Below are 13,417 nucleotides of genomic sequence, written 5' to 3' on the forward strand. Positions count from 1 at the left end.
GAGGTCCGCTCACGCAGATCCACCCCAGAGACCTCGCCGATCTGATCCGCCGTCAACCCCACCACACCCAACGGCAGTCGGAAGAAGTCCCCGATGACCCCCTCGTCGAAAGCGTGGACGTAGGGGCTCGTGCTCGGGTAAACGACGATGCTGCCTGGAGTCATCACGGTCTGGTCATCCCCACGGCGCAGCATCGACCGGTTGCCGCGCTGGAAGACCACGAACAATGACTCGTCGTTGTCCGCTGTGATCATCCGCTGGGGGCGCATAGCGAGGGCAGCCAGCGAGGGCACCGTCTGGACGGACAGGGCTCTCAGCTGCCCAATGTCTTGGTAAGACACGCTCACGCGAGCCTCGCGGCCTTGCGGGTCGAGAGTCAGGTCTGTCTGGACGAGGTTCTCGCAGAGCATCGTCCGGATCGTCTCCACGCGGTCACGTGGATCAATGCTGCGCGAGTCCCATGTCTGCTGCATCATTACAGCCTCCGCCGGTCTTCCGGGCTTCCCCGGTCTGATTCCAGACTATTGCCGGTCATAGTCGCCCTCGTCGATGACGACATGGATAGCCGCCTCCTCGGCGGAGGCGGCACCATTGTCGATGCCGATGTCGGATGCCCAGAAGTCGGAGGACGGGTCAGGGTTGCCGGGTTCGGTCCAGATCAGCCGCCCAGCGCGTACCGATCCGACCTGGTCGTCAAGGATCTCGCCGTCCGTGCCGATGATGTCGCCGATCCCGTCGCCCATCGGCTCTTCAGGTTCGTACTCCGGCACCTCACGCGCCAAGCGAGCCGCCAGCGGTTCTCGGGTGCGTGCTTCGCGCGCCGTGAATCCCCACGACAGTTCGGATGACCGCCGCTCCGGCGGAGAGTATCCCGGGCCGTCGTCGTCGGAGTCTTCGCCGAGAAGATCCGAGTCGAGGCTCTCATCCGGCGGAAGCAGATCGAACTCGATCTCCTGCCCGCTGACCGATCCGTCAGTCATGATGGGTTCCCTTTCTTTCCCCCGACGCCTGGGCTCTCAGTCTCACGAGCAGGCTCTTCGTCACCGGGCAATACGACTGGCACCGCGCCCTGCGCGAGCTTCAGCCTCGTCCACACGTTCATGTTGATGACGACGGCTGCGATCTCGGCGATCTCACGCTCATCGAAAAACACCGTCAGCCCTTGATGCATCTCATCGAAGTGCTCGTGCTCGTAACGTGTCAGCGCTTCGCAGTACGCGAGTGCGAGTGCTTCGGAACCGGAGAACATCGTGCTCTGCCGCCAGCTCGCCAGGTGCGCGACCATCGCCGCGCCGATGCCGACTTCCACGGCGATACGCGTGTGCAGGATCAGGCAGTAGGAGCACGGATTGATCTGCGCAACCCGCAATCGGAGAAGGGCGGCTAGGCGATCACCGATCGACAGCTTCGCGGTGTACCCGAACCCCGTGGCCATCTGCTTCGCAAGCTCATGGAAGTCAGAGAGATCCGGATCAAAGCGCACATTCTCGAAATCGATCTGCTCTGATATCACGATCTCTCCTCACCGTAGGGCACGGTTCGCTGGCTTGCCGGAGTTCCGGCGCCTCCTCTGACGGTAGGTCCGCTTCTCTGCCCCGTGTGGCCTGCTCCTGCAGAGAGCTGTCTTCTCCCTGCAACCGCCGGTCCCGCTTCCGAACGCCGCAGGTCGCGGACATTACGCTGCACAGCCAGGCCACCTGGACAGCACTCCGCTCCGTATCGTGACCCGAAGGGGCGTGTTGCCCGCCGCGAAGAGAGAGAAGACGATGCCGACCTCGAGAGTGATCCTCGCCAGCGGCTGCTTCTGGGGAGCCCAGGAACTCTTCCGCTCGCTCCCGGGCGTGGTGAGCACCCGTGTCGGATACTCCGGCGACGACGACACGCCCAACGCGACCTACCGTAATCACGGGGATCACGCCGAAGCGCTCGAAGTGATCTATGACCCCTCGATCATCCGATTCCAGATACTGCTGGAGTTCTTCTTTCAGATTCACGACCCCACGACTCGGAACCGCCAGGGAAACGACATCGGGCGCAGTTACCGATCAGCGATCTTCACGACGACCGAGGGACAGATGAAAGTCGCCTTCCACGTGATCGAAGCGATCAACGCTTCGGGCCGCTGGCCAGGAGAAGTCTTGACCGAGGTCGGCGAAGCCGGCCCTTTCTGGGAGGCCGAACCCGAGCACCAGGACTACCTGCAGAAGCACCCCAATGGGTACTCGTGCCATTTCATCCGGCCCGACTGGGTACTACCGGGCCGCTGACCGAGATCTCGCGATAGGAGAGACATGAAACATCCCGACGGAATGATCGGCTTGACCGCGACCGACGCCGACACCGACCTCCCGGCTGTCTCCTCGGACGCAGCGGAAGACTTCGTCATCACGGAGAACGTCGAGTCAGAGCTGTACGAAGCGACCGTGGACGGCAAGCTCGCTGCAGGCCTGCTCTACAGCAGAACCGGCGACCGGGTGCTCCTCCTCGCAACCTCGGTGTTCCCGGAGTTCCGTGGAAAGGGAGTCGCTGCGCGGCTCCTCGGGGGCGCCCTGGACAGTCTCCGCAAGGACAACATGACCGCGACGGTCTCATGTCCCTTCGCCGCCGCGTACATCCGCGCTCATCCGGAGTATGCCGACATCGTCGACGCGCGATTCCCCGGCAACCCCCACGGACACCACCACTGAGCATCATGAGTACAAGAGGAGAACTCGCATGGCAACCGTCGAACTGACCGAAGACAACTTCGAGGTCACGATCAATCAGAACGACATCGTCCTCGTCGACTTCTGGGCGGACTGGTGCGCACCATGCCACCAGTTTGCGCCGGTCTTCGAGAAGTCATCGTTAGACAATCCGGACGTCGTCCACGCGAAGCTCGACACGGAGTCGGAGCAGCGCATCACCGCGGCCGCCCAGATCACCGCGATTCCGACTCTGCTCGCCTTCCGTGAGGGGTTACTCGTCTTCAGCCAGGCGGGGGCCCTACCGCCCACTGCCTTGGCTGAAGTCGTAGAGAACGTCAGAGGACTCGATATGGACGAGGTCAGAAAGGGCCTCGACTCCGATGGTGACTCGTCCAAGGACGATCGCTGATGTCCACCTTGCATGAACCGCGCCCATACATGGACAAGGCCGTCCCTGAAGCATGGGAAGCCGCTTCTACGTTCGCGACCGCTGTGTCTGAGGCCGCGTCGCAACGTGGGCTCACTCCCGCGGAGAGCGAGTTGGTCAAGGTTCGGGCGTCACAGCTGAACGGATGCGTCTTCTGCCTTGATCTGCATTCACGGCAGGCGAGGCGCGCAGGAGTCAATCAGCAAGTACTCGACGTCTTGCCCGCCTGGCGCGAGTCGACTCTGTTCAGCGATCGAGAGCGAGCCTTGCTCGCGATCGCTGAAGCAGCCACCCGACTCCCGCTCGACGCCGCCGTGAATGCCGAGCTCGCGCAGGCCCGAAACACCCTCGCCGAGGAGGAGTTCGCGGCCGCGGAGTGGGTCGCCGCAGCCATCAATATGTTCAATCGGGTCTCCATCCTCAGCGAACACCGCGTGCGGCCACGCGACTCGGAGGGCAAGCTGAGCTGACAGCGTGCCATGCGCAGCGTGGCCGCTACGCCAGAGGACGCGTTCGAGGCCGCACATGACTTGCCACCCGCTGCGCCCCTCAGGTTCACGCGCCCCTACGCAGCGGTTCGGGCACCAGGCGATATCGCGGCCATAGAGATGGTGCGCACGGTTCCATCAAGCCGTACCGTATTTCGGCACGCGAAGATACTCAACGTCGTCGAAGGCTCTTGCGCCCTCGAGACTGCTGAGAGCGTGCACGTCCTGCGTCCTGGCATGTCTCTTGCCCTCGGCACCGGCAAATGGTGCCGCGTGCGCCCATCACCGTCCGTACGCATCTGGGCCATCTACGCCGACGAACGGTTCTGGCGCACCCAGATGGCATGGTTCCTTCCCGACGCAGAGCGAGTGGTCGCAGGAATGCACCCCCTCGAGTGGGACGGCCGCGCGATCGTCCTTGCACCGGGTATCGCTGCCCTGCGGCAGGTCGAGCCGCTATGGCGACAGATGAGCATCCTGCGTAGCGGGACCCATTCGCCCGAAGTCGTCGCGACTCACACTCTCGAGCTTCTCGCACGATGGATGAGGCTGATACTGCCAACTTTCCTTGATGAAGCATCGGACACCCCCACAACACCGTGGACGCCCATCAATGGACGACTGACCGACACCGGATCTATCGGCTACATCGGTCGAGCAATCCAGTTGCTTCGCGGGCGGATCGCAGAGCCGTGGACCGTTGGAGCACTCTCACGAGAACTCTCACTTTCACGAACCCACCTGACCCGCATGTTCGTACAGCACGCCGGCGCCGCCCCAATGCGCCTACTCACTGAACTCCGGCTCACCGAGTTCGCGCGGCTCATCGAAGAAACAGACATCTCCGTGATGCGTGCCGCGAGCGAAGTCGGGTGGAGCGACCCGCGCGTCGCATCCCACTGGTTCCACCGTCGCTACGGCATCACGCCGACACAATACCGACGCACACCACACACGGTTCCTGATCATCGACAAGGCAAGGCTGTCGCTGTCAATGACTCAGCTCTGTGAGGCGATGGCATCGTCCCAACGAACTTGCCCATCAGGTTCGCAGAGAATGCGACGGTCACCTCGGCTTCCCTTACCGCTACTCGCCGCATGAACCGTGACTCTCGACGAATGACCCAAGTTCGTCACGTGCATCTCGACGGATACGCCGCAGGTCAGTAGACCGGACCAGACATGTCGGGTTCGCTGTGGAGCCTGATGGTCGGCACTCCGTCTGCTATCCGTCCTCGCTCCGTTAATCCTCCCGACGCAGCTCATGGCCGCAAGGCGTTCCGCGTCTTGCGGGAGTCCCTGGGAAGGAGTAGCGCATGGCTATAGAGGGGATACGAGGCGAAGCTCGCGAGGCCTGCAACAGGTTCGCGAAGGTCATGACCAACTTATGCCCCCGGCGGTCGGCCGATGCTGCGGGCCGCGAGTTCGCTGCGGCATGTCCACTGGCAGAGGTGGTGTTGGTCGAGCGTGAGCGAAGAGCAACGCTCATGCCAGACGCGCCGCCCGAGTGCACAGGATCGGTTCCTGACCGCGCCGAGGGTTTGGGGTCGCGTTCACACACCTATTGGTCACCTCGTCCTAAGGAGTTGACCTCATGAGAGAACCTTCATCTGAACCACTTCCGGACTTCACCACCGGCGAAGGGCTCCGTGTCCTGCTGGAGCAGCTCACCGCCGAGCATCTCTGGCGCACACACCCCGCCGCCCGCGCGTTGATGCAGTATGCGCAGGAGAAGTACCTTCCGCTCGCACGGTCCTGGCACCGCGACCCCGCCGATGCCGCGTACGAGGCGTTCATGGCGATGCGGACGCCGGCGATCCGCCGTGCCGCGGACCCGTGGGCGGCGATCACCCGCGCTGTGGAGCTCGGCATCGCGGCCGAGGTGCACGCCGAACGTCTGCTCACCTCGACGGACAAGGCCCGCAGGCCCGATCAGCGTCCCGACGAGTACCCGATGCGGGCCGGCCACTACGAGACATTCTTCTACCATGTGCTCGCCGCCGCGAGCCCGCCGGCCTCACCGACCGTCGCCGTGGAACGGGTAGTGCGGTCCGCGTCGGTGTTCCTGGTGAGCACAGGCTGGCATCCCCGCACCATCGAGACCGCGGTGGAATATATCTGCCACCGGCTGACGACTCTGGCGAGCACCCAATCCGGGATCGACGTGCTCCGCAAAGACGACGCGATGCGGCAACGGCTCGGGTTCTCCGCTCGCGATTGGAGCGGGCTGTTGCGTTTGCTGCTCGGGCCGCGGTCGAAGAAGGAAGCCACCGGTGCCGATCCGGCACGTCTGGGGATCTTTGCGCGGCTGCTGCTCGGTGACCGTACCGAGGATCTTCTTGCTGATCATCAGCTTGCCGCTGTTTCCCGCAAGTTCACGAGAGGGGCGGCCGCATGAACGCGAGGGTGCCCGCAGATGGGCAGCCGGTGGCGCAGTTCCCGATCGACGACATCGTCCTGGGTCGCTCCTTCCGGCGTGAGCTGGGTGATCTGAGCGATCTGACCGCGTCGATCCAAACCCTCGGGCTGCTGTGCCCGATCGTGATCACCTCCGACGGGGTCCTCATCTCCGGCAGGCGCCGCCTGGAAGCGATGCGGCAGCTCGGGCATGCGACCGTCCCGGTGTGGATCGCATCTGAGGTGTCCGACAAGCTGCGCACGCTGCTGGCGATCCAGGACGACAATCTGCTCCACAAGCATTTCACCACGACGGAGAAGGCGGCCCTGTACGCGGAGTACAAGACGCTCCTGGCCGAGGAGAACGCCCGCCGTCAGGCCGCGACTCGGTTCGGCGCCGCCGCCCTCCCGGGCTCGGACGACGGCGAGGCCGACGACAGCGACCCGGAGGAGAAGGAAGTGATGATCGTCGCGACCTATCAGGGTAGCGACAGCGGCCGTTGGGATTCACAACCACCGGCGAAGCGGAAGTCCCGCGTGCAGGCCGCGACCGCGGTGACCGGCCGGGACTCCTCCCAACAGCTCGAGCAGGTCCTCGCGCTGGAACGGCTGGCAACCAACGAGGACGAAGACGAACGAGTCCGGCGGGCAGCCGCCGAAGCGGTCGTGGAGATCAACGGCGACGCGAAGGTCCACGGCCGCTACCACGAGGTCATCGCCCTGCGCGGGGTGTGCTGGCTGGAGAAGACCGCGGTGAACGAGTCCGCGACTGCCGCCGTCCGGGAAGCCGCCGACGACGAGCTCCGCGCGGTGCGGCAGATCGACCGACCGGTGGAACGATCCCGGGCGGTCGCCGCTGCCATCGCCCGTGTCCGCAAGCTCGCCCTCACGCCAACTTCCACTGCGGCAACCGAGGAGGACGGCGAATCGGGTGCGGAGGATGAGGGGATGTCCGCGGACGGGGTCCGGGGCCGCTACCACGCCCGCCGGCTGGTCGACATCCTCGCGAAAGCGGAGGGGTGGTGGGAGATCAACGACGCCACGCTCGTCGGCCAGTACGCCACCGACGAGCAGTGGGAGGCGATCACCAGCCACCGTAAACAGGCGACCGCGTTCCTCGACACCGCCGCCGATGCACGCCGCACCACCACCAGGACGGGCCTGGTGCCGTGAGATGACCGGCCGGGTGGGGTCAGACGCCCGCACCTACATGGCACACACCGTTGACGGATCTGCTGTGAAAGGACGCCCCCTGCCATGTCGACCGATTTCGCCGATGCGGCCCCGCGCAAGCGGGGCCGCGCCCTGTTGATCGCCGGTATCTCCGGAACGATCATCCTTCTCGTCCTGGTCGGCCTGGGCGTGTACGGACTGATCGCCCGCCCGCACGAGAACACGCCTGCCCCGGCCCCGACCGCCTCCGAACAGCGGCCACCGGCTTCGACGCCCTCCGGACCATCTGACCTGATGCCGCTGCCGCGCACGAACGACCCGATCCGGTACGCACGCGCCGTCGCCGTATCCCTCTTCACGTGGGACACGGCATCCGGGCTCGGGCCCGCCGACTACGGGCAGGTCGTGCTCTCCGACGCCGATCCCACCGGAACCGAGACCCCCGGTCTTGCCTCCGACATCGCCGGCTACTTCCCGGCGTCCGACGCCTGGCGGCAGCTCACCGGGCACGCCACTACCCAGCACCTCACCATCGAGACTGCGGTCGTGCCCGACGCCTGGGCCGACGCGGTCGCGCAGGACCGGTCGGGCACGATCGTGGACGGGATGATCGCGGTCACCATCGACGCCACCCGGTATCGCACCGGCACAGTCTCCGGGCAGGAAGCAACCAGTGAACACCCGGTGTCGTTCACCGTGTTCCTCGCATGTGAGCCCACGTTCGACGACTGTCACACGTTGCGGCTGTCCGAGCTCGACAACCCGCTGCGCTGACCCCCGGGGGCTGTCGTGCTGAAGAAGATCCTCGTCGTGCTGGCGATCCTCGCCCTGTGCGTAGGACCGGCGACCGCGCTCGTCGGCGTCGGGGTGCTGATGAACCCCGCCGCGAACGCGAGCTGCGGCCCCGGGTCGTCGCTGACCGTGGGGCCGATCCCGGACGAGCTGGAAGTGACCACGCGGGACGGTGAGACGTTCACGCTGAACAAGAAGCAACTCACGCACGCCGCGACCATCATCACCGTCGGCGGGCAGACCGACGGCGTCGATGTCCGCGGGGTCACGATCGCGCTCATGGCCGCTCTCACCGAGTCGGTGCTACGGCAACTGTCGAACACCGGCGTTTACCCCGAATCCGGGGACTACCCGAACGACGGCAACGGCAGCGACAACGATTCCCTCGGGTTGTTCCAGATGCGACCGCAGGCCGGGTGGGGCACCGTCGCCGAGCTGATGGACACCACCTACCAGGCCCGCGCGTTCTACGGCGGTCCGTCGGGGCCGAACTTCCCCTCCCCACGGGGGATGCTCGACATCCCCGGCTGGCAGAGCATGGACATGGGCGAGGTCGCCCAGGCGGTCGAGGTCAGCGCGTTCCCGGAGCGATATCAGAACTACCAGCCCGTCGCCGAAGCGATCCTCGCCGCCCTCACCGTGCCGGCACCCTCCGGCACCGGCGGGGGCACCGGGTCGGTACCGGAAACCAGCCGCATCCTGTTCCCGCTGCCCGAGGGGACGTGGACGAAGACCAGCGACTGGGGGTATCGGTCCGACCCGTTCACCGGCGAGACCACCTACCACGCAGGCACCGACTATGCCGCCGCCGACGGCACCCCGATCTACGCGGCCGCTGACGGGCGGGTCGTGTGGTCGGAGTTCAACGGCGGCTACGGCGGCCTCATCATCATCGAGCACACCGTGCAAGGCGAAGCCGTCCGCTCCGTGTACGCGCATATGTGGGAACACGGCATCCACGTCCGAGAAGGACAGACCGTCACCGCCGGCACTCACATCGGCGATGTCGGCTCCTCCGGCCGCTCCACCGGCGCGCACCTGCACTTCGAGATCCGGCCTGGCTCCACCGGCACCGAATCGATCGACGCCGACCAGTGGCTTATCGACCACGGCGCCGCCGAACCGGACGGCACCAGCACCCCCGGCCCCGGCTGCGCACCCGCCGGCACTACTACGCCAGCGGCAGAGTTCACCGGCGACGGCACCGAGATGGTCGATGACCCGACCGGCACCAGCGGGCAGATCACCGCCCGCACCGCGCACATGGTCGTCCAGACCCGCAACGCGTTCGCCGACACCGGGTGGGCGTGCTACTCACCACGACCAGGGACACGGTCGGATCATCCTCTCGGGCGGGCGTGCGATGTCACCGTCGGCAATCAGATCGGCCACTACCCAACCAGCGAGCAGGTCGCCTACGGGTGGCAGGTCACCGAATGGCTTCAAGCCAACGCCGAGCCCCTCGGGATCTCCTACCTCATCTGGCAAGGCACGATCTGGTCGCCCGCGCAGGCGGACGAGGGGTGGCGGCACTATACCGGCGGCGGCATGCACGACCCCGGCGACGTCACCGGCGGCCACTTCGACCACATCCACATCTCCGTGAAAGACGGGTGAGCATTCATGCCGCATCCCCACGTCCCGACGAAGCCCGTGCTGTCCGGGAGTGTGTTCCCCGATTTCGGAGCCGTCGGCGGATCGAACGAGCTCGAGAGCATCATCGGTGCGCTGCTGACCGTCGTGTTGATCCTCGCCGTCCTCATGCTCATCGTGTGCGCGATCATGTGGGCGATCGGCTCCGCGAACGGCCACCACCAGGTCGCCACGAAAGCCCGCATCGGCGTGTGGACGGCGCTCGGTGCTGCCGCCCTTGCCGGGGCCGGGGTCGCATGGATGAACTGGCTCATCACGATCGGCGGGCAGCTCTAACCCGGGTCGGGAGGCGAGAGCTCAGGGGCGGGGCGGTGGAGGAGACGAGGCTCCACCGCCCCGCTTTCTGCCGTGCGGGGTCCGGTGTGCGCACCTGTGCGATACCCGGCCGGCGCCTGGCCGGGTATCCGCCTGGTTCATGAAGGAGCACCCGTGTCCGCCGTTCTCGATCTCACCACCACCGTCTTGCCCCACGTGGCCGCTCTGGCCCCGATGGAGGTCGACATCGACCCCAACAGTTCGGGGCTGCCCGGCATCGCGCAGCTGCGCACCATCGTCGGCGCCGTGATGACGATCGGCCTGATCCTCAGCGTCCTGGCGTTGATCATCTCGGCGATCATCTGGGGTTTCGGCGCGAACAGCAGCAACCCGCATCTGGCCGGGCGGGGAAAGATCGGCGTCCTCGTCTCCTGCGGTGCCGCGATCATCTGCGGCGCGTCGGTGACGCTCATCAACTTCTTCTGGAACGTCGGCCAGGCGGTCTGAACGGCCTCCTCCACCACCGCCCCGCCCCGGAAGGAGGCCCGTCATGGCACTGTGCGACGTCCCGGTCATCTCGAACGTGTGCGATGCCGTCGGAGAAGGGGCCGCGACGCTCGTCGCGGCCCCGTTCGACTGGCTCGCCCAAGCAATGGGACAAGCTGCCGCCTGGTTGTTCGAGGGCGTCTGGTACGTCTTCGACACCACCACCCTCGTCGACGTCCAGTCCCCGGAATATGTCGGCGTCTACAACATCCTCTTCGGCGTCGCCGTGCTGATCATGCTCGTCTTCTTCTGCCTGCAGCTGATCACCGGCCTCATCCGTCGCGACCCGACCGCCCTCTCTCGGGCGGCGCTCGGACTGGGCAAGAGCGTGCTCGGGTCGTTCCTCATCATCACGCTCACCGCGACGCTGCTGGAGATCACCGACCAGTTGACCATCGGCATCATCCAAGCCACCGGGAACTCGATGGAAGCGATGGGCGACAAGATCGCCCTGCTCGCCGCGGGGCTCACTGCGATCAACCTCACCGCCCCCGGTGTCGGGGCGATCATCACCATCTTCTTCGCCGGGCTCGCGATCACCGCAGCGGCGATCGTGTGGTTCTCGCTCCTGATCCGCAAAGCACTGCTGCTCGTCGCGATCGTGCTCGGTCCGATCGCGATCAGCGGCGCGAGCTGGGATGTCACCCGCGGCTGGTTCGGGAAATGGGTGTCGTTCGTGATCGCCTTGATCCTGTCCAAGCTCGTCCTCGTCGTGGTGTTCCTCGTCGCGATCACCCAGGTGTCCCAGCCGATCGACTTCGATCTGGCATCCATCGCCGACCCCATCGCTGGGATAGTGCTCATGTTCGTCGCCGCGTTCGCGCCCTACATGGTCTATAAGTTCATCTCGTTCATCGGGTTCGACATGTATCACGCGATGAGTGCGGAGCAAGAGGCCAAGCAGTCGATGAACCGGCCCGTGCCATCCCCGTCTAAGCCCGCCGGCGACGGCCCGCAGAAAGTCCTCGACGGGAAAGGCCAAGGCGACGGGCCACCGCCCGGCAACAGTGGTGGGGGCGGTGGTACGCCGCCCCCGGACGGCGGGAGCGGGGCGACGGCTGCCGGTACCGGCGGAGCCGGAGGCGGTGCTGCGGCTGGTGGCGGCGCCGCTGGCGGTGCGGCTGGTGGTGCAGCGGGTGGCGGCGGGGCTGCTGCAGGTGGCGGTACTGCTGCAGGAGGTGCGGCCGCGGCCGGACCCGCCGCGGTCGCAGTCATCGCGGCGGCGGCCGTCAAGGAAGCCGCCACGGCCGGCCCGAAGCTCGGCGGCGCGATCGGCGGTGCCGCAGAGACCCAGGCAGCTGCCGCTGGCCAGGACAGCGCCCCGCCCCCTTCCGGGAACGCGGCACCGCCCTCGGATCCATCGGCGCCGCAGGCACCGCCATCGAGCCCGCCGCCCGCATCGTCTGGTCCGTCGTCGACGCCGCCACCGAAGGACCCGCCGCCGCCGAATAGGGCGCCCGAGGGGAAGGACTGACCCGTGACGAAACACCAGAGCACGAAAGACGACTACCCGCTCACACCGGTGAAGTTCTCCCGCCTCACCAGGCGGGGACTGATCCTGGTCCTGTCGCTGTCCCAGGTGATCGCGCTCGCGATCGCCGGGCTGGCGTTCATCGGGTCGCTGTACGCCGGCGGCGGGATGATCCTCGCCTACACGGCTCCGATCTGGGTGACCTGCCTGGCGATCACCTGGGTCCCGATCGCGGGCCGGAAGGCGGTCGAGTGGCTGCCGGTCGGGGCGCATTGGCTGTGGCGGGTCAGCGTGACGCAGACGATCTACCGGATGCGGGTCGTCAAGCCGCGTCCAGCCGGCACCCTCGCCCTCCCAGGCGATATGGCATCGCTGCGTCAATACGAAGACCCCGTCACCGGGGCGGTCATGGTGCACCATCCTCACGCGGCGACACTGACCGCGCTGCTCGAGGTCACCCACCCTGCGTTCGTGCTGCTGGACCCGGGCGAGCAGGAACGCCGGGTCTCCGGGTGGGGTCGTGTGCTGGCGACCTGCTGCCGCTCCGGACGCATCGCCCGTCTCCAGATCCTCGAACGCACGCTCCCGGATTCCGGGACGGGTCTTGCGCAGTGGTGGGCGGAGCACGGCAACCCGGGGGACGAGTCATGGACGTCGCGCACCTACGCGGAGCTGATCAATCGCGCAGGCCCGGCCGGTGAACGGCACGCGACGACGATCTCCCTCGCTCTGGATATGAAGACCGCCGCCCGCCCGATCCGCACCGCCGGCGGCGGGATGAAGGGCGCCGCGGCGGTGCTGCGGCAGGAGATGAGCACTCTCACCGCGGCGTTGCATTCCGCGGACCTGAAGGCTACGGATTGGCTCACCCCGGGGCAGCTCGCGGTGATCCTGCGCTCCGCCTACGATCCTGCGATCGCGGCGACGCTGGAGCGCTCCGGGAACCTCGGACAGGACCTCGCCACCGCAGGTCCCGTGGCCGTGGAGGAGACGTGGGAGGGGCTGCGCTCGGACAGCGCGCACCATGCGGTGCTGTGGGTGAGCGAGTGGCCGCGGTCACTGGTGTATCCGGGGTTCCTGTCCCCGGTGCTCCTGGCATCCGGGGTGCGGCGGTCGTTCTCACTGCTGTGCACTCCGATCCGGTCCGATCAGGCCGCCCGCGACATCCGCAAGAAGAAGGTCGAATACATCTCGGACGCCGCGCAACGCCAGAAGATCGGGCAGGTCGAGGACGCCCAGCAGACCGCCGAGTACCAGGACGTGCTGCAGCAGGAAGCCGACCTCACCAGCGGGCACGGCATCCTCCGATACACCGGGCTGATCGCCGTCAGCGCCCCGAATCCGGACGAGCTGGAGGCGGCGGTGTCGAAGATCGAGCAGGCCGCCATCCAAGCGTCCTGCGAAACGCGGCGGCTGGTCGGTCAGCAAGCCCAAGCGTTCACCGCGGCTGCGCTGCCCCTGGCGCGCACCGTCTGACTCCTGGGGCGCCGGTCCCGTACCTCCTTCCTGCGTCCGCCCGCCCGGGCGG

At 66.6% G+C, this 13,417-nt stretch carries 16 protein-coding genes; 13 read left to right on the forward strand and 3 right to left on the reverse strand.

Annotated elements, in window-relative coordinates; genetic code table 11:
- From AC1RS9_RS13105 to AC1RS9_RS13115, 3 genes are all read right to left on the reverse strand, one after another.
- A partial coding sequence (locus AC1RS9_RS13105; RefSeq protein WP_144658421.1) for a helix-turn-helix domain-containing protein occupies positions 1-476 on the reverse strand: 476 nt, incomplete at its 3' end.
- A gap of 45 nt (positions 477-521) precedes the next feature.
- On the reverse strand, positions 522-980 hold the full coding sequence (locus AC1RS9_RS13110; protein WP_074041172.1) for a DUF5709 domain-containing protein: 459 nt from the start codon (positions 978-980) through the stop codon (positions 522-524).
- Positions 977-1,513 carry a carboxymuconolactone decarboxylase family protein gene (locus AC1RS9_RS13115; RefSeq protein ID WP_235006254.1) on the reverse strand — a complete coding sequence of 179 codons (537 nt, stop codon included), beginning with the start codon at positions 1,511-1,513 and terminating at the stop codon, positions 977-979. Before AC1RS9_RS13115 ends, AC1RS9_RS13110 begins: the two co-directional genes overlap by 4 nt.
- Positions 1,514-1,766: 253 nt before the next feature.
- Between AC1RS9_RS13115 and msrA the strand changes: the two genes are divergently transcribed.
- The 13 genes from msrA (at position 1,767) to AC1RS9_RS13180 (ending at position 13,365) form a co-directional block, all read left to right on the forward strand.
- Complete coding sequence (gene msrA / locus AC1RS9_RS13120; RefSeq protein WP_074041179.1) at positions 1,767-2,267, forward strand: peptide-methionine (S)-S-oxide reductase MsrA; 501 nt, start codon at positions 1,767-1,769, stop codon at positions 2,265-2,267.
- A 24-nt stretch (positions 2,268-2,291) separates the two neighbouring features.
- A complete protein-coding gene (locus tag AC1RS9_RS13125; RefSeq protein ID WP_083604036.1) occupies positions 2,292-2,687 on the forward strand; it encodes a GNAT family N-acetyltransferase in 396 nt (131 codons plus the stop codon).
- Between the two features lie 28 nt (positions 2,688-2,715).
- The gene (locus tag AC1RS9_RS13130; protein ID WP_119217789.1) at positions 2,716-3,096 is read left to right on the forward strand and encodes a thioredoxin family protein; all 381 of its coding nucleotides are present in this window, start codon (positions 2,716-2,718) and stop codon (positions 3,094-3,096) included.
- The gene (locus AC1RS9_RS13135; protein ID WP_074041171.1) at positions 3,096-3,584 is read left to right on the forward strand and encodes a carboxymuconolactone decarboxylase family protein; all 489 of its coding nucleotides are present in this window, start codon (positions 3,096-3,098) and stop codon (positions 3,582-3,584) included. The genes AC1RS9_RS13130 and AC1RS9_RS13135 overlap by 1 nt, the downstream gene beginning before the upstream one ends.
- A gap of 255 nt (positions 3,585-3,839) precedes the next feature.
- Complete coding sequence (locus AC1RS9_RS13140) at positions 3,840-4,613, forward strand: AraC family transcriptional regulator (protein ID WP_160126273.1); 774 nt, start codon at positions 3,840-3,842, stop codon at positions 4,611-4,613.
- A 583-nt stretch (positions 4,614-5,196) separates the two neighbouring features.
- Positions 5,197-6,000 (forward strand): hypothetical protein, encoded by an 804-nt coding sequence (locus AC1RS9_RS13145; RefSeq protein WP_074041169.1) that lies wholly within the window; start codon positions 5,197-5,199, stop codon positions 5,998-6,000.
- A complete protein-coding gene (locus tag AC1RS9_RS13150; RefSeq protein WP_074041168.1) occupies positions 5,997-7,172 on the forward strand; it encodes a ParB N-terminal domain-containing protein in 1,176 nt (391 codons plus the stop codon). The genes AC1RS9_RS13145 and AC1RS9_RS13150 overlap by 4 nt, the downstream gene beginning before the upstream one ends.
- An 84-nt stretch (positions 7,173-7,256) precedes the next feature.
- Positions 7,257-7,946 carry a hypothetical protein gene (locus AC1RS9_RS13155; protein WP_074041167.1) on the forward strand — a complete coding sequence of 230 codons (690 nt, stop codon included), beginning with the start codon at positions 7,257-7,259 and terminating at the stop codon, positions 7,944-7,946.
- Between the two features lie 15 nt (positions 7,947-7,961).
- Complete coding sequence (locus tag AC1RS9_RS13160) at positions 7,962-9,581, forward strand: M23 family metallopeptidase (RefSeq protein ID WP_235006255.1); 1,620 nt, start codon at positions 7,962-7,964, stop codon at positions 9,579-9,581.
- A gap of 6 nt (positions 9,582-9,587) precedes the next feature.
- Positions 9,588-9,893: a DUF6112 family protein gene (locus tag AC1RS9_RS13165; protein ID WP_074041166.1), complete on the forward strand. Its 306-nt coding sequence runs from the start codon at positions 9,588-9,590 to the stop codon at positions 9,891-9,893.
- Between the two features lie 213 nt (positions 9,894-10,106).
- On the forward strand, positions 10,107-10,379 hold the full coding sequence (locus tag AC1RS9_RS13170; protein WP_074041176.1) for a DUF6112 family protein: 273 nt from the start codon (positions 10,107-10,109) through the stop codon (positions 10,377-10,379).
- Between the two features lie 43 nt (positions 10,380-10,422).
- Positions 10,423-11,892, forward strand: a complete 1,470-nt coding sequence (locus AC1RS9_RS13175) for a conjugal transfer protein TrbL (protein ID WP_074041165.1) — start codon at positions 10,423-10,425, stop codon at positions 11,890-11,892.
- A gap of 3 nt (positions 11,893-11,895) precedes the next feature.
- Positions 11,896-13,365, forward strand: coding sequence for an SCO6880 family protein (locus tag AC1RS9_RS13180; protein ID WP_492921807.1), 1,470 nt, complete (start codon positions 11,896-11,898; stop codon positions 13,363-13,365).
- Positions 13,366-13,417: the final 52 nt, after the last annotated feature.

This window comes from Dermacoccus sp. MPR-E5, from assembly GCF_058809565.1.

What these genes read in the sequence shown, in the direction of transcription:
- AC1RS9_RS13125 (WP_083604036.1), top strand. Translation starts at nt 2,292, where the DNA reads ATGAAACATCCCGACGGAATGATCGGCTTGACCGCGACCGACGCCGAC.
- AC1RS9_RS13170 (WP_074041176.1), top strand. Translation starts at nt 10,107, where the DNA reads ATGGAGGTCGACATCGACCCCAACAGTTCGGGGCTGCCCGGCATCGCG.
- AC1RS9_RS13165 (WP_074041166.1), top strand. Translation starts at nt 9,588, where the DNA reads ATGCCGCATCCCCACGTCCCGACGAAGCCCGTGCTGTCCGGGAGTGTG.
- AC1RS9_RS13175 (WP_074041165.1), top strand. Translation starts at nt 10,423, where the DNA reads ATGGCACTGTGCGACGTCCCGGTCATCTCGAACGTGTGCGATGCCGTC.
- AC1RS9_RS13145 (WP_074041169.1), top strand. Translation starts at nt 5,197, where the DNA reads ATGAGAGAACCTTCATCTGAACCACTTCCGGACTTCACCACCGGCGAA.
- AC1RS9_RS13150 (WP_074041168.1), top strand. Translation starts at nt 5,997, where the DNA reads ATGAACGCGAGGGTGCCCGCAGATGGGCAGCCGGTGGCGCAGTTCCCG.
- msrA (WP_074041179.1), top strand. Translation starts at nt 1,767, where the DNA reads ATGCCGACCTCGAGAGTGATCCTCGCCAGCGGCTGCTTCTGGGGAGCC.
- AC1RS9_RS13130 (WP_119217789.1), top strand. Translation starts at nt 2,716, where the DNA reads ATGGCAACCGTCGAACTGACCGAAGACAACTTCGAGGTCACGATCAAT.
- AC1RS9_RS13155 (WP_074041167.1), top strand. Translation starts at nt 7,257, where the DNA reads ATGTCGACCGATTTCGCCGATGCGGCCCCGCGCAAGCGGGGCCGCGCC.
- AC1RS9_RS13135 (WP_074041171.1), top strand. Translation starts at nt 3,096, where the DNA reads ATGTCCACCTTGCATGAACCGCGCCCATACATGGACAAGGCCGTCCCT.
- AC1RS9_RS13140 (WP_160126273.1), top strand. Translation starts at nt 3,840, where the DNA reads ATGTCTCTTGCCCTCGGCACCGGCAAATGGTGCCGCGTGCGCCCATCA.
- AC1RS9_RS13110 (WP_074041172.1), bottom strand. Translation starts at nt 980, where the DNA reads ATGACTGACGGATCGGTCAGCGGGCAGGAGATCGAGTTCGATCTGCTT.